At 57.7% G+C, this 23,790-nt stretch carries 13 protein-coding genes; 3 read left to right on the top strand and 10 right to left on the bottom strand.

Features of this window, described 5'->3' with window-relative positions:
- Positions 1 to 96: 96 nt before the first annotated feature.
- The 3 genes from SH661x_RS01865 to SH661x_RS01855 all read left to right on the top strand — a co-directional run bounded on the left by SH661x_RS01865 (position 97) and on the right by SH661x_RS01855 (position 6,302).
- Complete coding sequence (locus tag SH661x_RS01865) at positions 97 to 1,806, top strand: hypothetical protein (RefSeq protein ID WP_437227482.1); 1,710 nt, start codon at positions 97 to 99, stop codon at positions 1,804 to 1,806.
- Between the two features lie 458 nt (positions 1,807 to 2,264).
- Positions 2,265 to 4,658, top strand: a complete 2,394-nt coding sequence (locus SH661x_RS01860; RefSeq protein WP_437227480.1) for an ATP-binding protein — start codon at positions 2,265 to 2,267, stop codon at positions 4,656 to 4,658.
- A gap of 102 nt (positions 4,659 to 4,760) precedes the next feature.
- Positions 4,761 to 6,302 (top strand): sigma-54-dependent transcriptional regulator, encoded by a 1,542-nt coding sequence (locus tag SH661x_RS01855; protein ID WP_437227478.1) that lies wholly within the window; start codon positions 4,761 to 4,763, stop codon positions 6,300 to 6,302.
- Between the two features lie 741 nt (positions 6,303 to 7,043).
- Here SH661x_RS01855 and SH661x_RS01850 read toward each other — a convergent pair.
- The 10 genes from SH661x_RS01850 to SH661x_RS01805 form a co-directional block, all read right to left on the bottom strand.
- Complete coding sequence (locus SH661x_RS01850) at positions 7,044 to 8,219, bottom strand: serine/threonine-protein kinase (RefSeq protein ID WP_437227477.1); 1,176 nt, start codon at positions 8,217 to 8,219, stop codon at positions 7,044 to 7,046.
- A 138-nt stretch (positions 8,220 to 8,357) separates the two neighbouring features.
- On the bottom strand, positions 8,358 to 9,200 hold the full coding sequence (locus SH661x_RS01845; RefSeq protein WP_437227475.1) for a hypothetical protein: 843 nt from the start codon (positions 9,198 to 9,200) through the stop codon (positions 8,358 to 8,360).
- A gap of 99 nt (positions 9,201 to 9,299) precedes the next feature.
- Positions 9,300 to 12,218: a redoxin domain-containing protein gene (locus tag SH661x_RS01840; RefSeq protein ID WP_437227473.1), complete on the bottom strand. Its 2,919-nt coding sequence runs from the start codon at positions 12,216 to 12,218 to the stop codon at positions 9,300 to 9,302.
- 65 nt (positions 12,219 to 12,283) lie between these two features.
- Complete coding sequence (locus SH661x_RS01835; RefSeq protein ID WP_437227471.1) at positions 12,284 to 13,339, bottom strand: prenyltransferase/squalene oxidase repeat-containing protein; 1,056 nt, start codon at positions 13,337 to 13,339, stop codon at positions 12,284 to 12,286.
- Between the two features lie 87 nt (positions 13,340 to 13,426).
- The gene (locus SH661x_RS01830) at positions 13,427 to 14,266 is read right to left on the bottom strand and encodes a hypothetical protein (RefSeq protein ID WP_437227469.1); all 840 of its coding nucleotides are present in this window, start codon (positions 14,264 to 14,266) and stop codon (positions 13,427 to 13,429) included.
- Entirely contained in the window at positions 14,263 to 15,075 is an 813-nt protein-coding gene (locus tag SH661x_RS01825) for a hypothetical protein (protein ID WP_437227467.1), read from the bottom strand. Before SH661x_RS01825 ends, SH661x_RS01830 begins: the two co-directional genes overlap by 4 nt.
- 80 nt (positions 15,076 to 15,155) lie before the next feature.
- Complete coding sequence (locus SH661x_RS01820; RefSeq protein ID WP_437227465.1) at positions 15,156 to 18,392, bottom strand: hypothetical protein; 3,237 nt, start codon at positions 18,390 to 18,392, stop codon at positions 15,156 to 15,158.
- A 124-nt stretch (positions 18,393 to 18,516) separates the two neighbouring features.
- On the bottom strand, positions 18,517 to 20,736 hold the full coding sequence (locus tag SH661x_RS01815; protein ID WP_437227463.1) for a hypothetical protein: 2,220 nt from the start codon (positions 20,734 to 20,736) through the stop codon (positions 18,517 to 18,519).
- Positions 20,733 to 22,757: a BatA domain-containing protein gene (locus tag SH661x_RS01810; protein ID WP_437227461.1), complete on the bottom strand. Its 2,025-nt coding sequence runs from the start codon at positions 22,755 to 22,757 to the stop codon at positions 20,733 to 20,735. The genes SH661x_RS01815 and SH661x_RS01810 overlap by 4 nt, the downstream gene beginning before the upstream one ends.
- Positions 22,754 to 23,665 (bottom strand): DUF58 domain-containing protein, encoded by a 912-nt coding sequence (locus SH661x_RS01805; protein WP_437231161.1) that lies wholly within the window; start codon positions 23,663 to 23,665, stop codon positions 22,754 to 22,756. The genes SH661x_RS01810 and SH661x_RS01805 overlap by 4 nt, the downstream gene beginning before the upstream one ends.
- Positions 23,666 to 23,790 lie beyond the last annotated feature (125 nt).

Genomic DNA, 23,790 nt, shown 5'->3' with positions numbered 1-23,790 from the left:
GTCACGGCCGGGTCGTCCATTTTCGACCCGCGACCGGGCTCGACCCGACACGTGGGCCAGCATCCTCATCGTTCAATCCCGGGAGTAGGATCAGAGATGACTCTCTATCGAAACATCTTCGAAAACACCCGTCCTTATCTGATTGCGACTGCGACCGGGGCGGCCTTGTGTTCCATGACCCTCTGTGTCAACGCCCAGCAATCTCCCGGAGCAGCAACTTCTGCCGCTCCGCAGGCCACGAATTCTGCGGAGCCAAAGCTTCTGCCGCAGAATACCGCCCAGTTCCGCCCGTTGCAGGAGGCCGGACAACCCGTCTTTCTGACCGCCGGTGAATCCCTGTCCAGCAACGATTACCGTCAGGCCCAACAGCTCGGGCAATCGGCCGATCAGAACGGGAACAACGGAAACGGTTCCCGGGGACAGCGACAGACGGCGTTTGCGGATCGACTCGGAAAGATCTTCCGCAAGACTCCCAATACACCTCCCGTTGATCCGGGCATGTCTTATCCCAAAGCGTCCGACATGCCGACTCCGCCGCCGCAGGCTCCCGGAGTCTCCACTTCGAACATTCCTTCGATTCCGCCAACATACGGTGCCGCGACGCCACAGCCGGCACTCTTCCAGCCTGCCAACTCCGTCAATGCGATCGAGGGAAATGCAATCCCACCTTCGCCGCCTGCCATCCCTGTGCAAGTCGCGCAGCCGGAGATCCCGGCCGTCCCACCCGCAGCTCCTAACGGAGTCCAGTTGCAGAACATTCCGGAACTCAAAGCTCTGATGGTGAGCGACGAAACTCCGGCTGTGAAACAACCAGAGCCTGTCCAGACTGCGAATCTGCCAAAGCTCGATCTGAACGCGCCGCTCCCCGGGGCAGGTCCGCAGATTGCCCCAGGAGAACCGTCTGAGCCGGTCATGGCTCAGCAGACTCCTAAGGGATCTGACCCATTCGCCGACCTGTTCCCCGGCGACAAACCTCAGACCGCACAGGCTCAGCCCGACGCCAAGAGTGCTGCCGGGATGAATCAACCGTACACCGGGCTCTCGCTGGAAACGGAAGTTGCCAAGGCTCCGCCTGAGATTCCGGCTCTTCCCGAGATCCTTCCTCCGCCTCCCGCTGAGGAAAAGATCGAGCCAGCCAAGGTGGCTCAATCAGAAGATGCCCCCGTCGTGAAACCCAGGCCGACGCTGGAGATCAAGACTGCTCAGGCAGATGAACCCAAAGGTCCTCCTCCAGCCCCGGGTGTTCCCAATCTGGACCTGACCATCCCGGATCAACTTCCACAGCTGACCAACACTCCCCCCGTGGAGATGGAGATCAAACCGGCCAATCCGAAGCTGCTTCCAATCGATCCCCCCGCTGCTCCGCCAGTGGCCTCGTCAGAAGCTCCTCGGGTGGCACCTCCCGCTGCCCCGCCAGTGGCTCCTCCCGCTCAGGACGATCAGCGGTCCAAGCTGGACCAGATTGCCGCCCGCAAGGATCTGAAAGGACTCAAAGGATTCTGTCCGGTGGTGCTGCGTGATGAACGAAACCTCGTCGATTCCTCCTTCGAATTTATTGCGTCTCACAACGGCCGTGAATATTCACTCTCGTCCGCTGAAGCCCGCAGCAAGTTCCTGGCAGAGCCGGCCAAGTACGCCCCGGCAGCCGGCGGATGTGACGTGATTCACCTCGCATTGACAGGTGAACAACTTGAGGGATCGCTGGAACATGCCGTCTGGTACAAAGGCCGGTTGTACCTGTTCAGCGGAATTGAAACGATGGAAACTTTCGTCGCAGCTCCAAGCAGCCATGCGACCGACGACTGATTTCTCTCTGAAAGATCTGACTGACGAAAGACCCCTGATCTGCATCAGGGGTCTTTTTTATTTCATGGAGCAATGCTGAAGTCCTCGCAAATCGAAAGGATGAACTGAAAATCAAGTTCAGTAAGAGACCGCAAGATTGCGAGTTTCAAACCGCTTGCTGGCTGCGGGTGTCACTCGCACAAAAGCCGAACGAGTGAGAACTGCCTAAGCCGCGCAGAATTCGCAATCAACAGCGGGGAAAATTCGTTGCGGAGTGCGGAAAAACACGCATGATCAGGATGAAGTAAACCCCTTATTCTTTGCGAATCCTCCCAGCGTTGCCTATACTCCAAATTCGTCGGAGCTGCCCAATGAATGTGCGCTTCCGTCCGGGGTCAACCGACTGTTCTTGAGAACATCACTTGTCGGTCGTCCGTCGGCGGTGTGAATCAAATGGTGGGTGCGGAACGGCTGCGGGAATGTGGAACTGGCTCACAAGCATCTTCGAAACAGCGGACTTCCCCCCGCGCTGGGCCTGCGGTCCAGGCTGGAAGAATGAACCGTTGTGGGGCTGGCTGCACATCGTTTCCGACCTGGCAACATTTGCTGCCTATGTTGCGATTCCGATCGTCTTCATCTATTTCCTGCGGAAGCGCCGCGACCTCCCACTTCCCCGATTGTGGTGGCTGTTTGCAACATTCATCTTCGCCTGCGGAACTGTCCATCTGCTGGAGGCGGTCATTTTCTGGTGGCCTGTTTACAGGCTGTCGGGAATTATCAAGTTTCTGACGGCGATCGCCAGCTGGGCCACAGTTCTGGCGTTACTTCCCCTCATCCCCCAGGCACTTTCCATTCGCTTTCCTGCTGAAGGCTCGAGCCCCACCGACTCCGGGGGAAGTGAGTCGAAGCGACTGATGGAGAGTCGTTCGAAGTTTATCGACGGCCATCTGCGAGGCGCGCTGCTTGCGTCACGAATGGGGACCTGGAGCTGGAACCTCAAAACCAATCTGCTCTGGCTCGACTCCATGGAAATGCAGCTGACGGGATTGGGACTGAAGGGAGGACAAATCTCTTCCGAGCAGTTCTTCGAGCGGGTTCACCGCGACGATCGTGAAGGTCTCGACCGGGCCGTCCAGTCCGCGATGCAACCGGGCGTCCAGTTCAACCACATTTTTCGTCTCTACGTTCCTGAGAAGGGATACCGCTGGCTGCACGGACGTGGAGCCGTGGTTTTAAACGCCCAGCGGATCCCGGAACGGATGATCGGCATCAACTTTGACATTACCGATCAGATGGCCGACCAGGAGGCCCTGCGAGTCCGCACACGCGCGATTGAATTTGCGACGAACGGAATTCTGATCACCGACGCCCGCTCTCCCGATCAGCCGATCATTTACGCCAATCCCGCCTTTGAAATTCTGACTGGCTATCGCGCCGACGAAGTTCTTGGAAGAAGCTGCAGTTTCCTGCAGGGACCGGGGACCGATGAAAGGACCCGCCTTAAGCTCCGCGAGGCCATCCGTCTGCGCCAGGAGTGTCACGTCACGATCCTGAACTATCGCAAAGACGGAACCCCCTTCTGGAACAACCTCCAGATCTCCCCCGTGGAAAATGATGAAGGAACGGTCATTCACTTCGTGGGGGTTCAGACCGATGTCACCGAACGTGTCGAGAATGAAAGGCAACTGCGGGAAACGCAACTGGCGGCCGAAAGTGCCAGCCGGGCCAAGAGCGAGTTTCTGGCAAACATGAGCCACGAGATCCGCACCCCGCTGACAGCCATCCTGGGCTGTGCCGACAGCCTCTGCCGGGAACTGAACGGTGCCGAGCCGCTCGCCACCGCCAAAACCATCCGTTCACAAGGCCAGCTTCTGACCGGCATTCTCAACGACATCCTCGACCTTTCGAAGATCGAAGCGGGCAAACTGGAAATTCATCGCGAGCCCTGCTCTGTCCTTTCCATCGTCGCGGATGTCCGCTCACTCATGGATCAGCAGGCTGTGGAGAAGCGGCTGGAACTGATTACGACCTTCGAATCGATGCTCCCGGAAACGATTTCCACCGACCCGCTGCGATTCAGACAGGTGCTCCTGAACCTGACGAGCAACGCCATCAAATTCACGGAAAAAGGACAGGTGCGGATTCATGTCCGGTGTGATCGCCGGGAGGGGAATCCCAAACTCGTCGTTTCGGTTTCAGACACCGGAATCGGAATTCCCCCCGACCGCCTCGATTCGATCTTCGAAGCCTTTACACAGATCGATGGCTCGATTGTCCGCCGGGCCGGTGGGACGGGACTGGGACTCACCATCTGTCAACGGCTCGCCGAGATGCTGGACGGAGAACTGACGGTTGTCAGCGAAGTGAACCGGGGAAGCACCTTTTCCATCTCGCTTCCGGTCGACTCCGATGCCATGCTCAGCTATGACGAGCTGAATCAGCGCCGAAAACTCAAGGAATCACACGAATCGATGGATATCCTGATCCCAGCCCGGATTCTCATTGCGGAAGATACCCGGGCGATCCAGTACATGCTGCAACGAATCCTCAGCCCGGTCGTCGACGAAGTTGTCGTCGTCAATAATGGGGAGGAAGCGGTCGATGCGGTCATCAATTCCCAGCAATCTCAGCCTTTCAGCCTTGTGCTGATGGATATGCAGATGCCTATCATGAACGGATATGATGCCACGGAACGCCTGCGTTCGCTCGGGTTCGACCTGCCCGTCATCGCATTGACGGCAGGTGCCATGGCGGGGGACCGGGAACGGTGTCTGGCGGTCGGGTGCACGGACTATCTGGCAAAGCCAGTCGGCCGCTCGCAACTCCTCACGACCATCCAGACATACTGCTCTCGTCCCCTGGAAAGAGGTTGATATTCAGAGGCAATTCGAATGGACCAAAGATGCTCCATTCACCCATCAAAGTGAATTCACAGCAGATTGACTCATTCAACGACGCAAACCGCCAAAGACATCATGCCACTTGTCCTGATTATCGATGATGACCGCTCCATTCTCCATATGGTTCAACGTTCGCTGGAGAAGCTGGAAGTCGAAGTGCTTTCCGCCTCTTCCGCCGACGAGGGACTGAAGCTGGTCGAAGAACGTCACCCCGACGTCGTGCTGCTGGATATTCTCATGCCTCGCATGTCGGGGCTGGATGTCTTCAAGAAAATTCACGAACTGGATCGACGTCTCCCCGTCCTGTTCATCACCGCCGAAGCCGGAAGCGATACCGCCATTGAAGCCATGCAGCTGGGGGCGTACGACTATCTCGCAAAGCCGCTGGATCTCGCCAAGCTCAATACGCTCGTTGCCAAGGCACTGGAGACACGCCGATTGATGAGCGTGCCGGTCGCGGTGGCCGTGCGCGAAGATGAAAAGCCTTCCAATGCCTCGGGAGATCTCTTCATCGGTCGCAGCCAGGGCATGCTGGAAGTTTTCAAATCGATCGGCCGGGTCTCCAAACAGAACGTCACGATCCTCATCCGTGGCGAAAGCGGGACCGGAAAGGAACTGGTCGCCCGCGCCCTGTACCAGTTCAGCGACCGGGCAAACAAGCCGTTCATGGCAGTCAACTGCGCAGCGCTTCCGGACACTCTGCTGGAATCCGAACTCTTCGGTCATGAAAAGGGATCATTCACCGGAGCCGAGCGGAGACGAATCGGGAAGTTCGAGCAATGTAACGGCGGAACGTTGTTCCTCGATGAAGTGGGAGACATGTCCCCGCTCACACAGGGAAAAGTTCTTCGCCTGCTGCAGGAACAGAGATTCGAACGGGTCGGTGGAAATGACACGATCGAAACAGACGCCCGTCTGATCGCTGCCACGAATCGCCCGCTGGAACAGATGGTGGAGTCAGGCACCTTCCGCAGCGACCTGTTCTATCGCCTGAATGTGGTGACCGTCACGCTTCCCCCGCTGCGGGAAAGAGCTGCGGACATTCCACTCCTGCTCCAGTACTTCCTGACCCGCATCCGCAAGGAGCTGAACAAGCCGGAGATCGAAGGAATCTCCTCCGAAGCGATTGAGATTCTTCAGAATTACCCGTGGCCCGGGAATATCCGCGAGCTGCAAAGCGTGGTTCGTCAATGCGTCCTGAAAGCCACCGGACCGGTGATCGTTCCGGACTTCCTTCCCAAAGCGGTCTTTGAGGCTCCGCTCATCGAAGCCCCGGGCGGTGTCCCCCTTGTGGGCGATTCATACTCCGGACTCCCGGCGCAGTCACCACCGAACAGTGATGATGTTCCCGGAAGCCCGAGCGCAGCGTTCGAACCTCAAGTTGGCATTCAACTGCAGGACTTCGTGGAATCCCGATTACAGAGTGGGACCACTAATCTCTATGCCGAAGCGGTCGACGTGATGGAGCGTTACCTGTTCACGCGCGTCCTGCAGGCGACTGGTGGAAATCAGACCAAGACGTCCGAGATTCTGGGGATCACGCGAGGAAAGGTGCGGGACCGCATCGCTGCGTTCAACATCTCGCTGGGGAAACGGGTCACAATTGAAGGAGAGTGACCCGGCATTCATGTCGGAGGATTGCGGTTTTCAGGAGTTGAAAAACTCAATTCTCCCGTTGCACCTGTGAGTTAGACTCACTCGGGCGGATCACAGGAAACGGCGGGCGATCACACTGGTCGCCCTCCATCCTGTCAGGTTCAGCACCTTGATGACAATCTCCTGCGGAGTGCACTGTCGCTCGCTCAACACCTTTTGACATTCAAACCGCACTACTAGTGATCCTGGCTCCTGACGTACAATATCAGGAATCCGCGCGGTCACCTCGGGAGCTGCAGCCACCCCCTTTGAAAGTGATGACAACTGACGAAAGTCGAATGGCTGTGGTCGTAGTTTGGTGATCATCGCGCTGCACTCTCTTTGACGCCGAACAATCCCGTGTTGTCCGGAGAGCAAAGCACGTCCCGTACCAAACTCGCAGCAAAGCGATTTCCGCACGTGCGAGAACGGGTCGGTTTCGCCATTTCCACCAGCAATACGCCGCTGTTTTTCCCCAACTCCTGATACGAATGGAGTTTCAAAATGGGTCGATTCCCTTGCACACCGCTCGATCGGCCGTCAGAACTTCCCGCAGCAGCTGGCTGCCCCAGCCATATCCGGTCGGCCCCCTTGAAAGGAGATTGATCCATCAGGCCAAATCTGGACCGGGCTCAAGACACCTGAGCAGCACCGCACACTACAAAGGGTTTTCGGCCGCGAGGTCCCGCAGCGGGAAAACCTGGTGCAAAACCAACTGGACGATCAGCCTGTGCGCAGCTGGTTGTATTTGGCTTCCGGGGAACTTCCTTCAGCGAATTCCTGCATCAGGATTCGCATCTCGTTCTCCACTTCCGTGGTCATGTTCACTTTGACCAGCTGCCGCTGAATCTCGGAAGCGCCGTACGGAGAGAGATCCGCCTCTTCAAGCGACGTGAACCGATCGGCCGGGTTGGGAGCGATCATTTTCGAGATCAGCTGAACGAGCGTATTGTTGCGAGCCACGTCTTTGGGCAGCAGATCGGGAATGCGATTCCAGATGTCCCGTTTCACGCTGATCAGCTCCTGACCGTCGGCGACGCCCGCAAACGGATACTTGCCGGAAAGGAGTTCGAGCAGGACATATCCCAGGCTGGCCAGATCCGACAGTGGAGTGTGCCGGGCTCCCTCGAGAACCTCGACGGCGGCATAGCGGGGCGTCCAGGTCGGACGCAGCGGATATTCGTCCTCCATGAACGCCGAACCCAGGTCGATGATCTTGCAGTTTCCCGTCTGCTTCACCATCACGTTTGCCGGCTTCAAGTCCGCATGGATGATTCCCTGTCGATGCAGGGCCGCCAGGCCGGACAGACACTCCCGGATGATGGCAATCGCCACGCCCGGCTTCAGGCGGGACTGGAATCCGGCATCGGTGATGATCACGTCGTTGATGTAGGCCCAGCGATCGTTGTCGACGGTCCGTTTGATCTGCTTGAGCAACTTCGGCGTGGTGAGATGCCGCAGGTCGTAGCCATCCACCCACTCCGACACCAGTACGAGGATGCCGCGGTATTCGACCACGTTATAGACGTCGACCAGATGATCCTGCTGAATCCGCGCCGTGGCCATGTTGACCTTGGCCATTCGCGCCATTTCGCGGCGGTAGGTCTGCACATCCGGGTATCCGTCCGGGCGATAGAATTTCAGGGCCAGCTGAAAATTGACGTCGAATGCGCCAGACCGGTCCGCGAGGAACACAACTCCCTGACCCCCTGCCCCCAGTCGTGAGACCAGCCGGTACGTCATGTCCCAGGTGACTTCAGAACTGCTGACGATCTGCTGATATCGGTCGTAAAGATCGCCTGCGTCTTCGTGCACCGTCAGCGCAGGTGGTGGATTGCCAGTTCCGAACATGCGGGTGGCATCCAGCATGGAAGAATCAGCGTCCCTGTGAATTGTCATCGAGGATCCGTTCGAAGGCGAGCAGCCGGAGATGTGTCTGGAAATTCTAGTCGTGCAGTCCAGATTTTTGGAGAGCAGATTCCTTTCCACAACCAAACTTGCCGGCCATCAAACCACGCAGATATTGACGAAATTCCATCAATTCCACGAGGAATGCCCTGCCAGCAGCCGCATCGAACGCTCCAGCCGACTGAGAAGAGCTGCGTACTCAGCAACTTTTGTACGCAATTGAAGCTGTTCAGCAAAATCCCGGGCAATGCGCAGCGTTTTCACTCCCTCCCCCCATGCTCTGAATGCCAGAAGTCTTTCCGAAAGCCGTTCCAGCGTTTTCATGGCGTTGAACAGGTCCCCGGACCGCTGAAAATTTCGCCAACTCTTTTCGAGCCACTTTACCCCAGAACGTCCGGGGTGCGCGTCCGCCAGGCAAAACTCGATTCTCGCCAGCAGATGGGGATCGCTGGTCCGGACGCGAAGCCTGAGCAATTCGACACATCCTCCATCGTCATGCCCGGACAGCTGTCGGTTGAAAGCGTTCGCGAGCATCACTTCGCCTGGAAGATGGTCCAGCCTCCCTGATGACAGCTCCTCGAAGACATATGTCATCGCAAGCTGAAAGTATTGCTTGGCTTGCAGCGACTCTTGCAAGTCGGCATGCGCTGCAGACAGGGCGAAACAGGCCTTCCAACGGAACTCCGCGTCAGTGAGGCGCTTAGACGCCTCCCAGCATCGGTGATAAAGCGGAACTGCGGCAGCAACATTTCCCTGGAACTGCTGACAGCGTCCACGAAGCAAGTCGACTTCAGGAGTTGAAACTTCTGAGGGAGTGAGCGTATCGAGCAGCTGTTCCGCGAAAGCGAAATCCGCAACTGACAATGCATCACGAGCTTGCAGCAGAATCTGCTCTGTGAGACATGACTCAACGCGACTCGAATACGCCATCGATTTCTCTCCCGGAAGCGGGATGAAAGCGGCGAGAGTCATTAATGGAGATTACCTGAGACAGCTCCGACTATATCGATTGTGAGGGTTGTGTCAATTCAGGAAATTTGCGTAATTTCCTCTAAACCGCTGTGACGTCTGTCACTTTTTGCTGAGAGCCTCTGGAATCGCTTCTCGCAGTTTCTCGATCAATACGGGTCCCCCGCCGATGAAGACGTGGGTCACATTCCCCTGAGGATCGATGACGACATGCTGCGGAATGGTGCTGGCCTCATATCGATGGGCGACCACCCCATCCACATCCAGTGCCACCGTCAATTTGAGTTTGTGACGATCGAGAACAGACTGCACGTGATTGGCGGGTTCCTCCAGATTGATAGAGATCCATTCGACCTGGTCCGCCGGGAACTCTTCCGTCAGAGGGTGCAGGAGCGGGAGGGTCTGCATGCAGGGTCCGCACCATGTCGCCCAGAAATCGAGAACGACCACCTTTCCGCGCTGGTCGGAGAGTTTGAATTGACCTCCCCCCAGCAGCCCCAGCTTCACTTCCGGTGCTGCTTTCCCGATCAAGGGAGAGTTCGTCCCGTCGATCTCACCCAGATCCTGCGCGACTAGCGGTTCAATCGAGGGATGCAGCTTCCACTCCTCATACAGGCCGGTCGTTCCCAGTTCCCGGACGCGCGAACCAAACACGATTTGATCAATGTCGCTCAATCGAAATTGACATTCTCCCAGAATCTCGTGAGTTCCCGAAATCGCATCCGCTTCCACCTTCGTGGCGGTGAATGTTGTCTTTTTCTCATCCCGCCGGAGAACCCGCACCAGATTGGCGTCGACATCTCCCGGCTGTTGCACCGGCTTCTCGGCCGCTCCTTTCTCCTTCTCAGGCAGTTCGGGCATTTCCATTTCGTCCGCATGAAGCCAGATGAGATGAGCGATCCGGTCAGCGGGGAGTATCATCTCTTCCAGATGAACTTCAATTCTCGCTTCGGTTTCATTGAGTTCAAGCAGGCGGCACCTGAGAAAATCTCCATTTCGCGAGCAGAAGAGATGAGTCGGAGGGGACGCCTTCTGACTCCGCGGCAAGGTCAACAGGCGTTCGCGTTTGGCGGCCTGCAGGTCGGCCGGCTTCGAACCGGCGATGAGCTCGACTGCTTTAATCTTCTCATGCAGAATCTTCTGCTCCAGGCTCACCGGCGAGGAGATCAGAACCCCTTCCTCGTCGACCGAAAGCACCTGACAGTTGATCACATCCCCGGTTCGCAGATGCAATAGCTGTGAGCCCGAAGTTCGAGGCTGCCGGGCGGGACCGTCAGTCCGCTTCAGAAAGTTGGAAACAAAGTTTCGTCCCTGATCATTATTGATGATTCCCTCGTTGAATATGCGAATGTCCGGGACGGCAGGTGCCCGGTAGACGATTCGGCCCGAGGCATTCCGCTTCAGCGGACTGGAAGTCAGGCTGAATTCCGGCTGCCAGTTCAGGCAGCTCGCATCCGGAGTTGCATCGCCACTCACCAGCCGTCCTCGATGTCCGAGACCGTCTTCATCCTCGTTTGAGTTTTCTTTCAGAAACTTTTCTACCGCCTCGACCTGCTGCTTGAGCAGCTGGACTTGAGGGTGATTCGGGCCAAGCATGTTCTGTTGTTGAGTGAACCGAGCCTTCAACGCCTTCAGCTGAGTCTCATTGACGGAGTCTTTATCCCCGTCACTTCGTTTCTTCTGCTTCGAACGACTGCGATTTCGCGGATCTTTCGGGAGAATCATTTCTGCCAGCAGAGGGGCCGATTTCTCGGTTGGCTGTTTCCGTGTATTCAACACCGTCAGTCGTCGCACGTGGGAATGTTGCGGTCGGAGCGGGGATTCAAATTGTGGACTGACAATCTCAATCGTTCCGGCGTTCAATCCCGACAGGTCTCCGTGAACCCGAGTCCCGCTTTGAAGCTGTAATTCGACGGCACCAGCTGTTTTGTCGACAGCAGGTTTGAACTGGACAGAGACAATCTCCTCGAACGGGACGATTTTCTCGCCGTCACCCGACTTCACGATGACCGTGGCGCTGTCCGGGTCGGAATGCAACAACGTTCCGGTAATCTCGGTCCCGTCGGACAGACAAACCTTGGGACGATCATCGCCAATCGATTGAGGAACGATTCCATCCCAGGCTGCGACGCTCAACTGCCTGAGCCTGATATTTCCATGGCGGTTGATCAGCCTGAAGCCGCCCCCGGGTTCAAGTTCACCCTTCTTGGGTGATGGGACCTTTTCCGGAGGCAGATGAAGTTGTCCCGCTGGCGTTCCATTGGAGTGATACAGACTCAGCTCACCAGCCTTCTGATTCAAGTACGCCAGGAGACGCACCGATTGTGCCGAGGGTTCGACTCCAGCCACCGGGGTGATGTCAGCGATGCTCGAACATTCACGGACGAGGTTGAGCCTGCCGTTCCAGCATTCAATTCTCCATCCCAGATCTTCAGGACTTTCCTTGTTCGGGTCCCGCACTCCCATCGCCAGTGCAAAATCCGGCTTTCCTTCCCAGGCGAGCTCGAGTTCGATGACTGCCATCTCAGGAATTTTGAGATCACGCGAAAGCATTGCCTGATCGACGCTGGTTCGAAAATCTCCTCCCTCGAAAACCCAGTTGGATTGCCGTGCGGACCAGGCTTCCAGTCGATCCAGCGACGGATAAATCAGTTTCGTATTCCCCTGCATCCGGTCGATGCGTCGCAGGCTGTCAGCGTGCAGCTGCACGTTCCCGAATTCCGGGGTGGAAATGTGCAGATTGCGATCGTCCCATCGCATCAACTGCCCGCTGAAATGATCTCCGTTTGCTAGGGTGAATAAAAAGTCCTGAGGCGGGAGAGTGACTGGAATACTCGACATGTCGATGGACAGGATGTCCTTCACAGCGAATTCAAATGGCTGTGTAAAAGCCTCCCCTTGCCAGCGAACCACTCCAGGGGCCTGAGAATCCCGGATTTCTCCAGCGATGATTCCCCCGTTGCGGAGGGTCAACTGGCCGGCTGTCGGGGGACTGTCGTCCGCAGAAGCTGTGGAGCGCATGACGAAGTGCGCACACAACACCATGAGCGTGATCACGAGCGATCGGAGCGTCGGCTTCACCGGAATCACCGTTCGTAAATAGGAAGGAAGCGGTAATTGACGGCCAGGGCCAGCAGCGAGAGCGAGGTCGCGACGTGCGGCCCGTAGCTCCCGCGGAAGCTTCCATCTTCACCCTGAGTGACCTTGAACTGCCGGACCAGATTCTTGTTCCACTTTCCCCACGCTTCGACGTCTCCCTGAAAGAGGGCCTGCGCCTGATAGTAGTTCTGATATTCCACTCCTCCGTGCCCGGAGCTGCCGCCAGTATCAATGCGTTCTGTCAGGTACTTGAGCGTGGCCTGGTACTGTGGCAGATCTTTTCGACGGGCCACCGCGTACACCAACGTGCCGATCGAGATTCGAGCAAGAGATTCATCGAAGCCGCCGAAGCCGCCTGAGTACCCCACCTGTCCTGAGGGGGAGGTCATCTTGACGTAGTAGGAGATGGCCTTGTCGATCGATTCATCCGGGACCTCGATCCCTGCATTCCGAGCTGCCAGCAATCCCATCAGAACCGCACCCGCAGCGGAAGTATCCGCATCATTCCCATCCGGGGAATATCTCCAGGCCCCCAATGAATTCTTCTTTTGAGAAGTGACTGCAGCCCGGACCGCCAGTTCCAGAGACTGACCGATCGACAGTGAGTTCGGCTTGGCGGTGCCCGTCCAGAGATTGCGATCATCCACGGCGCCGTAGCACTCCGCCAGACTGAGCATCGCGAAGCCATGCATGTACATGCTTCCGCCAAAGTATCCGGTATCGGCATCCTGCTGGGAGATCATGCTCCGCAGTGCCCGTCGGATATTTCCGGAATAGAGTCCGAAGTTGGGGTCTTCTCCCGAGGCCAGGAAGCACATGATGGCCATTCCGGTTCCTCCGGCACCTCCGTACGAATCCTGCCAGCCACCGTTCTCGTTCTGTGTTTTCACCAGATACTGCAGGCCGCGCTCGTACATCTCCCGAACATCACGCGGAACTGCGTCTCCGGTGACCAGATCAACAGACTGAGCATGAGCGGCAGATTCGCACAGCCCGGTTCCGATGATCAGGCAGCAGGAGATCCACGTTGCCGCTTTTTGCATTGTTCTTGTCATCTGGGAAGCCCGTTGAAATCTCATCACTCAAATCGACTGGAAGAGGACATTGTTGCCGGAGAGGTTCATCTCCGCTTACTGCTGCCGCATGCCTCGCCCCTGCTGCTGTAACCGCAGAATGATCTTGAGTTCGCCCGCGGAAAAAATCTCCTTGAGGTCAGCTTCGGGGACCTGTGAAAGACCATAGAGCGTGGCCCACAGCTGCAAATGGCCTTCAGAAGCTCCCCGGGGGACTTCGCCGTACTTCAGAATGAGCTCTTCCAGCTTGCCGCGTTGCTCGTGCGTGAGTGGGAGCTGAGCATCGATCATCTGGATGGTCCCTTTGATCGATGCCCGGAACTGTCTCCTGCTGCGCTCCTGCTCATCCTTCTGGACAATCGCCAGTTGTTCAGGGGTCAAGATCATGACCAGAGATTTATTGAACAGCGATCCCTGCCCGTGCAATCCATTGGAGAATCGCTTCCGCAGCGGTTGCGTCACATCATTGACCTTCTGCCATTCCTGCTGCGTGATGCGGGTTTTGTTTGCGTAGGGTGCTGTCGCGGTTTTCACATCATTAAAGAAGCGGTGCAGATCACCCTGGCCGGCGAGATTCAGCCGGGCTTTTTGAGATTCGGTCAACCCGCAGGTCTGTTCGACGGAGTTCAGCTCGAGCGTCAGCAACCCTTCCGCTTTCTTGCGGGCTCCTTCTTCGTTCTGGACGGAACTGACGATCTGCTGGATGGCGAATCCAGGCTGCATTTCAAAAGCGTTATCAACGATCTCAATGATCCCCTGCGATTTCGCAGGCGTACCCATCCCCAGCACGAACATGCCGACACAGACCATTGTCGTCAGCTTCAAACGCCGGACTTGATCCGTCTCGACACTTGAGCGGCTGGGTGTGAATTTCCGAGGAACTGCATAACGCGTCATGGCTTCTGCTCCATGGCCGAATTCCACGTAGATTGGAACAATTCTGCGGTCGATTGCAGACGCACCCATCCATCCAATCCAAGATCGCTTTCCCACCCAAAAAAAATGGTGCTTCTGTTGGCATTATTCTGCGAGAGCGTCTGCTGCTTCTCATCGAGGTAGGGACGGATTGTCTTAAAAGCCGGCCATGGGGCGTGGTCCGGATAGAAGAACACCATTACATTGCGTGACCATTCGGGACGCCAGTCTTTCTGAACAGCAGCCTGGATGTCTTGAAACTGTGTCTCTGTCAGATGCAGTTCCCGGTCAATCTGGCTGACCATGAGAGAGGCGTTTGTCTCCTGCCGGTCTTTCACGCGAAGCTCGATTTCGTCCTGATAGCGCTTTGCAGCTTCAGGGGGCAAGATCTCGGTCCCCTTCTTTACAAAAGCTGCTGTGAGAAGCTTACGAGGCTGAGGAAACTCCTCGGTGTGCTGCTGGTTCTGTTTCTGAGCCATCAATTTCGCAATGGAAACAATTTCTGCCTTTCCGGTCTTCTGAAACTCGGTCAGCTGCTCCGCATTCGGCTGGCAGACCTTCTGAACGAAATACAACTCCGCCTTGAGAAGTTGATTCAGTTTGGGGGAAAACTCGTTGACCAGGTCGGGGTCTTCTGGATCGAGTGCTTGAGGCACAGGGACCGCCTGACGGCCGAAGCCCAGACCCCGAGCCAGATTTTCAAAAAAGGTTTGTGCCTGCGATGTTCCGGGAGCCCCACCGATGAACATGACCAGCCAAGCGCCTATGAACAGACGGGTTCTGAATGTCATCGGGACGATCCTCGGCTGCTGCGACAACTGATGTTGAAGATCTTCCATTAAGCCGTGCCCCCATGAAGATGAAGCCTGCATCACGGATTCCGCCGATCCAGCCGGTTGAAGTATTCATCCAGACCGGCACGGAACTCTTCCGGAAGAGTCGAACCCGCAGTGCCGACCGCCTGCACCGGACCATGATCTTCCCGACGTTCCTTCTCGTTGATCCCCGTTCCGACCAGGGCCAGTGCGGAATCATGCGTTGTCCCGGTACCGCCTCCGCCGGGAGTTGACCCGCCTCCCCCTCCGCCGTTGGGGTTAAATCGCTTCGATTGCAGCAACAGTTCAATCGCTTCCGTCTCCGCTGCAATCGCCGGACTGCCGGTTTCCGGACGGGCGAGAATGCCGGTGGCGTCGACCATCACCTCGGACACTTTCACAAGCAGTGCCAGTTCTTTTCCGAAATCGCTTTCCGCATCGGGCAGTTCCCTGATACGAACCATGACGTTGTCAATGCGTTCCCGAAGCGCCGACTGGCTGTCCGAAAGCCGCTTTGATTCCTTGCTGTGATCTGCCGGAGTGGTGGCCCCTTTTGCCTGCTCAGCCACGCGGGTTTCTTCCCGCAGCTTCACCTCTCCTTCGAGAATCTGGAGCACTTCCAGCACGATCGAGGGGGGCAGGCTCCCTTTCGACTTGCAACCGGGACACGCCCCGCATTTGGTCACTTCCACCAGATCTTCGGCCCAGCGGTCGAACGTGTCACTCCAGAATTCCGCTTGTGAGATGGAGAGCCCGTTTTCTTTCCGCAGATCGTCGCTGAGGTTGCGTAACCCTGCTGTGACATCCTGCTTCCGCATGTCGTCGAGAACCACTTTGAATCGCTGAAACCGACTGCGTTCGAAGTAAGCAGCCATGTCATCCATGATGTCCGACGCATCGGCGCTGCTCGAGGCTTCCACTTCGGAGAGATCCTTAAAGGTCGCGGCGGGAACATCCGTCTTCCTGATCGGAACACCGAACGAGGCTGGGATGGTCGTCCCCAGCTTCTGGGCCACCTGATGTTGACGCCGGGCGGATGCCTTCAGACGTTTGACCAGGGTGCTCCCTTCCAGATTCGCCAGCACGGTATTGAGTTCATCCGCGATTTTCTCAAACTCGGCCAGCAGGTCTTTCTGTTCGCGAACTGCTTCGTCCACGCTCTTGGACGCTGGCGGAGGATCTTTCTTTCCGGAGCCGTTTCCGGCCAGCATCGTGGTCGGGAGTGTCAGTCGAGGGGACTTCGGCTTGCTCTCTCCCGGCGGCTTCGGTTCATCCGGTTTGGGTGTGTTCATCGTCGATTCCACATCCGTCACAGCGGGGACTGGTGGAACGGGCTTCGCTTCTGACTTTGCCCCTCCCGCTCCGGCAACATTGGCTTTGTTCTCACCCGCTGTCGGTCGGGGGTTGGCACTGTTCTGCGCCAGTTGCGGCGATGTGGCAGCCTGCTTGAGCAGATCAGCCACGGAGGGCATCCGGTTGCCGGAAATGTCTTTCAGGATCTGCATCATCTCGGCCCATTTCTCCAGATGACCGACGCCGATTTCCGGATTCCGCATGGCCTGCTTGAGAATCTCTTCACCCGACGAGACGAGCGACGTCAGGCGTCGCCCGTTCATCCGTTCGGCGGCCGCCTGGGCTTCAATCCACTGCCGCGTGGCGGGATTGTCCAGCTCTTCCGGAGAAAGGGCTCGCAGTTCCTGATTCACTTCATGCAGCTGCAGTTCGCGATCGCGAACTTCAAGGGCCATGCGATGCCAGCGACTGAGCTGAGCCGTCACCCAGATCGCGTGCTGTTCCGCGTTCAGAACATGAAAGACACACTGCGGCGAATAAACCCGTTCCCGCCCCGGAAGATAATCTTCGACGAAGATTCTCATTCCGATCGGCTGGGGTTCGATCCCCAGCTGTTTTGCAGAGAACGTTCCATTGAGCTCGAGCAGCTCCTTGTCGCTTCCCCCTGCGCCGAGCATCCGTTCGCCCTGCGCCGGTTCTCTCAGATTCTCATCCAGCCCCTGCCAGACCATGCCGACCCGTTTCACTCCAAAGTCATCGCGGGCCCGAATTTGAAATGTCAGGACTTCAGAATCGAGAAGGATCTGCTGCCGCGGAAGGTTCTCACAGATCAGGCTGGGGGCTTCGTCCTCAACCCCGTGAATCGCGAGTGGATAGGGCTGTTGAGCGGACAGACCGAACGCATCCCGCCAGTTGAGCGTCAGTTCCTGCTCTTCTTCGACTTTCAAAGGCTCTGTCGAGAACGTTGCCCCTTGAGGAGTTCTGTCCTGATCATTCACACTGGCTGCAGCAATGTCCCGCGTGATGGTCGCAGTGACAGTCGCGGCACTCCCTTTCACGACCGACAGGGAACCGCCGCGAATGTCTTTGACGACCGGCTCGCTGCGCTCCAGATAGTCGGGCAGCCGCACGTCTGCCCCCAGGCCCGCCAGTTCCGGGCGAGTCTTCGGCTCGATCAGCACGTCCTGAGCAAAATCACCCACGCGAACATGTAGTGAGGTAGCGGCGATCTGCCCGGGAAGTTCAAACCGATATCCCCCCGATTCCTGACTGGATGCGAGTGCTGTCTGCCCGGGAAGTCGCACCTCTGCCTGAGCCGGCTTCCAGCGTGCCTCAGGACGCAACTTGAGCTCAACGGTGAATGGTTCGCCGTGTGCCACAACCATCTGCGTGGGAAGTGATTCGATGGTGGCAAACGTGTATCGCGGAGTGTCTCCCCAGGGAGCCAGGAAGCGCTGCCAGGCATTCTGGGCCGCTGCGGTGGTCAGTCCCAGCAGGAGGAGAGACATCGCTGCCAGAGTCGATACGGTCCACAGGCGTTGTCGATGTCGCGGGTGAGGAACAGCGTCGCGGAAATCCCGCTTGGCAGCGACCTCCGAAACCTGCTCGATGGCAGCCTGCACCAGCGCGGGGGAACGGGCCTGCTCAGAAGGGTTGTGAGAAAGTTCGATAATCCCCAGCAGCTGATCACCGACGCTCGGATGTTTTCGACTCAGCAGGCGGGCCAGCTGTTCCAGTTGACGCTGACGCCAGACCCAGCGATGCCACGCAAGTGGGACGAGCGCCAGTGCGATCAACGCTACTCCCCAGATGAGCCACCGGACGACTTTCGGGGGATCGATGAAGCGATCGATGCTGTAGGTGAGCAGGTAAGCAACGAGGACAATCGCTGCCGATCCCGCAATCGCTTCCGTCAGCTTTAAAGTCCACAGCCGTTTGCGGAATGCCAGCAGCTGTCGCCGTAACGATTCCGGAATATCAAGCAAACCAGGAGCAGGCATAGACACCCCTCTGAGCTGAATCGATCGACGTGATGGATGGCCCGTAATAGCAGGTCAGTTCGACGGAGAAGAAGAACCGGCCCAGATGTGGTAATGCGAAGAAACTCGATCAGCAGCCCGGATTTTACATCAGCCCGGTCGCCTTTCTCCAGATCCAAAAGCCCGCCAGGAACAGAATCAACAAACTCGCACAGAACGGATGACTCCACAATTGCAGCCGCCGGATGGATGGTGGAGGAAGTGGAAGATCTGCCAGCGACTGCAGGAGTTGCGGCAGTTCACTCGCCTGAACCGTTCGCCCCTGTGTCACGCGTGCAATCTCTTCCAGAACCTCGGGGCGAGCCGGTTTGCCCACCTGTTCCAGAGCATCGCCCTGCACGAAAAACGTCGTCGCGAGCGTTCCAGACGTCTGCTTACAGGCGAGCTGCAACTGATACTGACCGCTCTCCTGTGGACTGAAACGGCTGTGGAAAACTCCCCATTCATCCCCTTCCGACTGAAAGCGAACGGTCTCGACTTTTCCGGACGGGGCCTGAATCCGGGCCACGACATCTCCTTGAGTCAGTGGTTCTCCGCCGGGACTCATGACGTGCGCGTGCAGCGCCATGGTCTGACGGATCTGAGGCTGATCCGGCGTATAGAACAGCCGCATCGTTTCCCCCTTGGCCATGTTCCGCTGATACGCCATCCACCTCACGACCTGCCCCCAGAAGCGGTAGTGGTACTTGTCTTCGACCCCCTTGCGCCATCGCCAGGCAGCATCGGTCCCCATGAAGAGAACCTTGCCCGCCCCGAACGTTCGAGTGGCCAGCAGCGGCAATCGGCCATGTTCATTCACCACATCCCGGTGAACGGCCAGAACTTCGCTCCCTGCTTTGGCACGAATGACGGCAGCATGCCATTGAAATCCCGGGAGATCTTCCCAGACCTGCATGTTTTCTTCCTGAGTATCCGCCAGCTTGGTCAGCAGACTCCCTCGGCCCCGCTCGGTGAGTTCGAACGGCGAAGGGACCCGTGACCCCCATCCCTCCGGCTGACTTTCATCGAGAATCACCGGACACAGATCGTTCAGCTCCGTTCCCAGCAGACTCATCTGCCTTCCCTGCAGGCCGGGAATGAACACCAGTCCGCTGGCCTGGTGTTCCACCAGCCCTTTGAGCAGTCGACATTGTTCTTCCGTCAACTGTCCCGGCTCAACTCCCACATCCCCGAGAAAGACCACATCGTACTGCGCCAGTTCTTCGATACTGGCAGGAAACGCTTTGATGTAATCCTGCGAGCCTCCCCCTGCCTTGTTCAGTCCGGGATGAAACAGCAGGCAGGAGACGTTCACTCCCGGATCCCGGGATAAGGCGTTTCGAAGATAGCGATACTCCCAGCGTGGCACCGATTCCACGATCAGGACGTTCAGCTTTTCCTGCCGGATTGCGATCGGCGCGGTCTTCGAATTGTTGTCGACGATCGACTCATCCGCATGCTTCGGAACTTCGATCGTGACCGTGAAGTCTCCGGTGGCGGATGGCTTCCAGGCGATCGAATCACTGGTTCGCCCCATGGCTGCAATCCGGACATCCTTGGTCAGGGTTTCGCCGTCGGAGGTTTTCAGGGTGACGGTTGTCAGGTACTCGCGGGGCAATGCACTTTCGATGGTGAATGGGACCCGCACCACTTTGCCGGCGATGCCGAACGTCGGCAGATCGACGTTCACCAGCTCGACATCAGGAAGTCGGCTCGCACTTCCGGTCGGCACGGTGAAAACGGGAATTCCTTTCACTCGCAGCTGCGTCGCCGCCTCCGCCGGAGGCTTGCCGACGTTCCAGTCTCCATCTGAAAGGAGAACGACCCCGAGGAGATTTTTGAGCCTTGCCGGCGCTTCCGCCAGCGGGGTGTACAGATCGGTCCCGGTCCCCGAATCGTCAGCCTGCAGCGGCTCAATCAGGACATTCATCCGATCGGCCAGCTGCGTCCACGCATCCGGCTCGAGGAGCGCACGGATCGACTCCGCCCGAGTCTGTGCCTGTTTGGTGGCATCGCTTCCAGCGGATTCCGGGCCTCCCTTTTCAACGACGTCGCGGGTCTCCATGCTCGTCGACGAGTCCCAGAGAATGGCGACCACAGGCCGCTCTTCAGGGCGAAACTCTTCAATCCATTCAGGCTGGTTCAGCAGCACCGCCACAGCGGCGATGATGAATACGCGGAGCAGTTCCTGCAGTCCGTGTTTGCGATTGAAACCGCCCCGCCGCCAGCTGTAGTAACTGACTCCCAAGGCGATAAGGACCACAGCCACGGAGATCGTCAACGTGACGGGATCACTCATGAAGACGAGCGCGCGATTGGCGGTCATGCCGGGACTCCCTGCGTCGAAGGAAATCCACGATGCCCTTTTGATTCTGCAGCAGATGTCGCTGTGCCCGACCGTGGGATGCACAGGAACGCTTCCAGCAGCAGGGATGCCATCATCACCATCAGGAAGAAACGCCAGACTTCCGCCAGCAACGGATTTCCTCGCCCGATCTGCTCGTCGATGCGGTTGAAATCGAGACCTTTGAAGAGCTCGACAACTTGTTCGCCAGAGACGATCTTCAATCCATCTTCCGCCTGGCTGCGATTCACAGCCATGAGCCGGTCCCCATCCTGATACACACCGGCCTGCTGTGCATAGGTGGAGGAAAGGGCATCTTCGCTTCCGGCAAGCTGCTGCCAGTCCGATGTCTCCTCTCCTGAAAGCTGACCCGCGATCAGCTGTCTTGCTGATCCCTGAGAAGACGCACCGGCAGCCAGCGCCCGCTGAATCATGATGTAGAAAACGACGCCATCCCGGGCGAGAGAGGAATCCGATGCAGCAGCAGTGGTCGTGCAGAACGAGATGCCGCGATGGGTTGTCACCGCACGGGCCAGAAGGGGTTCATTGCCCTGAAGCTGAGCCAGCGGAATCACATCTCCAATCAGCTCACAGGTCCTGTTGACCTGCAGTTGTCCGACCGGCAACGCTGTTCCGCTTTTGGTCCGGGCGAGGAGATCCTGATCACCGACCCACGTCGCCACGGCAGTCGGCGATTCCAGTGCTTTCCAGTCGCCCCAGCTGACACCGGCAAACGCGGTCTCCGACGGGTCTTCGGGCGGAAAGAAGATGAGCTGGCCTCCGTGCCCGGCGTACGTCTGCAGCTGTTCAGCCACTGCCCCTTCCGGAAGATCGGCCTGCCACAGCACCAGTGACGCGGTCTCCCATTCTGTCCCCGCGAGTTCCTCCGGCTTCAGCGTTTCGACTTCGGTCTTCAGTCCCGCTTCCGGACTGATGGCGGCTGCCAGCTGCAATGGATGTGCAGCTTCAGGATCGTCACAGACGATGATCGTCTTTCGCGGCACCGGGCGGTCGTAAACAAAATAGAACTGGTTGTCGGACAGATTCACATCCGCTGGAATCGAAACGCGTCCCCAGCCCCGCACCTGATTTTCGTTGAGGGAAATTGAATGGCTCTGGAGATCTGTTTCCTTTCCCCGCAGCTCGAGCGACACCTCCGAGCGCGACCCGTCAATCTCGAACTGAACGGGGACTGTGACGGTTTCGTCGCTCACTTGATCCTGAGCGACTTGAAGAGAGACCAGCAGTTCCGCGCCTGTCGTGTTTTCCAGCCGACGGACTTCCGTGACACGGATCGATCTGTTCTGAGGAGCCGATTCCGAGTACGAAAGCAGATGGATGCGAACAGGTTGTGGCATCGCCAGAAAGGCGTCACGCAGCGCGGACCAGCGTCCGCTTTCCGCATCCCAGTCGTTCTGTCGCACGTCCGAACAGATCCAGATTTCACTCCGCCCGGGACGATTCTCCTGCAGGTATGTCAAAGCCGCCTGCAGCATCGCCGGAAGATCAGAAGAAGAACTGACCCCTGCCGACTGGACGAGATCAGGAAGTTCTTTCAGTTCGAGAAATTCCACCGGTGCCGGGTTCGCACTGTCGACCAGAACCCATCGCTGAGACCCGATCAGCCCCAGCGACTGCGTCAGCTTCTCGAGACCTGAAACGAGTTTGGACCGCCCTCCTGCCCCTTGCTGCTGCATGCTGGGAGAGCGATCCACCAGAATGAGCGTGGTGTCGGGGCGACCGCTGCCAGCCAGCGAGAGCCAGCCGCTCGTGAGAGGCCGACTGACGGCAAAAATGAGTCCAGCGACCGCGAGAGTGCGGGCTGCCAGAATCAGCCATTGCCGGATGCGTGCGTATCCGCGGGACATGCGATTGGCTGCCAGCAGGAACATCATCGCAGCCCACTGAATGGTCCTGTACCGCCGTTGATTGATCAGGTGAATGATGATCGGCAGGGCGATCAACGGCAGGGCATAGAGCATCCACGGCTGCAGGAAGTTCATCGGCCCCCCCGCGATTTCGCCCGGGCGACGAGAAACTTCACCAGCACCTGCTCATAGTCTTCATCAAGCCGGATTCGTTGATAATCGACCGCGGTTTCCAATGTCACCTGCTTCATCCCACTGAGATACTGTTCCAGTGCGGATTGATAACGATCAAAAATCTCATTCGGTTCAGCGAATATGGAAGGTCCCCCCTCCATATCGAGAAATCGCATCGGTCGTTGAAAGCGGAACTCCAGTTCCAGCGGGTCGAGCAGATGGAACAGCGCGACGTCGTGCTTGCGAAAACGCAGGTGTTCAAATGCGGTTCGCAGTTCAGCGGGGTTCACGAAGAAATCGGAGATGATCACGACCAGGGCTCGTTGTCGGATCGATTCCGCGAGCTCGTGCAGGCGGGAGACCAGCTGTGTATCTCCCTGCGGATGGACCTGTTCCAGCAAATCGAACATGACCCGCAAATGCGAAGGGGTTCTGCGGGCCGGGACTGTCTTGACGATCTTGTCCGCGACACACGTCAGTCCGACAGCATCCCCCTGCTGCACGCACAGGTAGGCCAGCGATCCTGCCAGACGCTGGGCATACTGGATCTTCGAAATTCCGGTCGAGCCGAAGTTCATCGACCCGCTGGTGTCGAGAATGAGGCAACACCGTAAATTGGTATCGGCTTCAAACTCTTTGACATAAAAGCGATCGGAGCGGCCATAAGCACGCCAGTCCAGGCGGCGCAGGTCGTCCCCCGGGACGTAGCGGCGATACTCTGCGAATTCGACGCTGGCTCCACGGTGAGGGCTTTGATGAATCCCCGAGACGTTCCCCAGCATCGATCTTCTGGAAAACAGGGGGATCGCAGCCAGGCGAGAGAGCACCTGGGAGTCAAGAAAAGAACGCTGGCGGCCGTCGGTCAGCATATGCGGCAATCGGGCCCAAAGTTGCCAATACTGGAGATCTGACTGCGAATGCAGGAACGCCATCCTACCAGTTCAAATCAAAAACAAACAAGAGCCCCACCCGAAAGTGGGACTCTTGTTGAAAA

This window comes from Planctomicrobium stercoris (genome assembly GCF_051465655.1).
GTDB lineage: Bacteria > Planctomycetota > Planctomycetia > Planctomycetales > Planctomycetaceae > Planctomicrobium.
Note: the sequence above shows the minus strand (reverse complement) of the source record. Positions and strands in the feature narration are given on the sequence as shown.

Excerpts from the sequence above, each read along its gene's own strand:
- SH661x_RS01865 (WP_437227482.1), top strand. The coding sequence starts at position 97 with ATGACTCTCTATCGAAACATCTTCGAAAACACCCGTCCTTATCTGATT.
- SH661x_RS01860 (WP_437227480.1), top strand. The coding sequence starts at position 2,265 with ATGTGGAACTGGCTCACAAGCATCTTCGAAACAGCGGACTTCCCCCCG.
- SH661x_RS01855 (WP_437227478.1), top strand. The coding sequence starts at position 4,761 with ATGCCACTTGTCCTGATTATCGATGATGACCGCTCCATTCTCCATATG.
- SH661x_RS01850 (WP_437227477.1), bottom strand. The coding sequence starts at position 8,219 with ATGACAATTCACAGGGACGCTGATTCTTCCATGCTGGATGCCACCCGC.
- SH661x_RS01845 (WP_437227475.1), bottom strand. The coding sequence starts at position 9,200 with ATGACTCTCGCCGCTTTCATCCCGCTTCCGGGAGAGAAATCGATGGCG.
- SH661x_RS01840 (WP_437227473.1), bottom strand. The coding sequence starts at position 12,218 with ATGCGCTCCACAGCTTCTGCGGACGACAGTCCCCCGACAGCCGGCCAG.
- SH661x_RS01835 (WP_437227471.1), bottom strand. The coding sequence starts at position 13,339 with ATGCAAAAAGCGGCAACGTGGATCTCCTGCTGCCTGATCATCGGAACC.
- SH661x_RS01830 (WP_437227469.1), bottom strand. The coding sequence starts at position 14,266 with ATGACGCGTTATGCAGTTCCTCGGAAATTCACACCCAGCCGCTCAAGT.
- SH661x_RS01825 (WP_437227467.1), bottom strand. The coding sequence starts at position 15,075 with ATGACATTCAGAACCCGTCTGTTCATAGGCGCTTGGCTGGTCATGTTC.
- SH661x_RS01820 (WP_437227465.1), bottom strand. The coding sequence starts at position 18,392 with ATGCCTGCTCCTGGTTTGCTTGATATTCCGGAATCGTTACGGCGACAG.
- SH661x_RS01815 (WP_437227463.1), bottom strand. The coding sequence starts at position 20,736 with ATGACCGCCAATCGCGCGCTCGTCTTCATGAGTGATCCCGTCACGTTG.
- SH661x_RS01810 (WP_437227461.1), bottom strand. The coding sequence starts at position 22,757 with ATGAACTTCCTGCAGCCGTGGATGCTCTATGCCCTGCCGTTGATCGCC.
- SH661x_RS01805 (WP_437231161.1), bottom strand. The coding sequence starts at position 23,665 with ATGCTGACCGACGGCCGCCAGCGTTCTTTTCTTGACTCCCAGGTGCTC.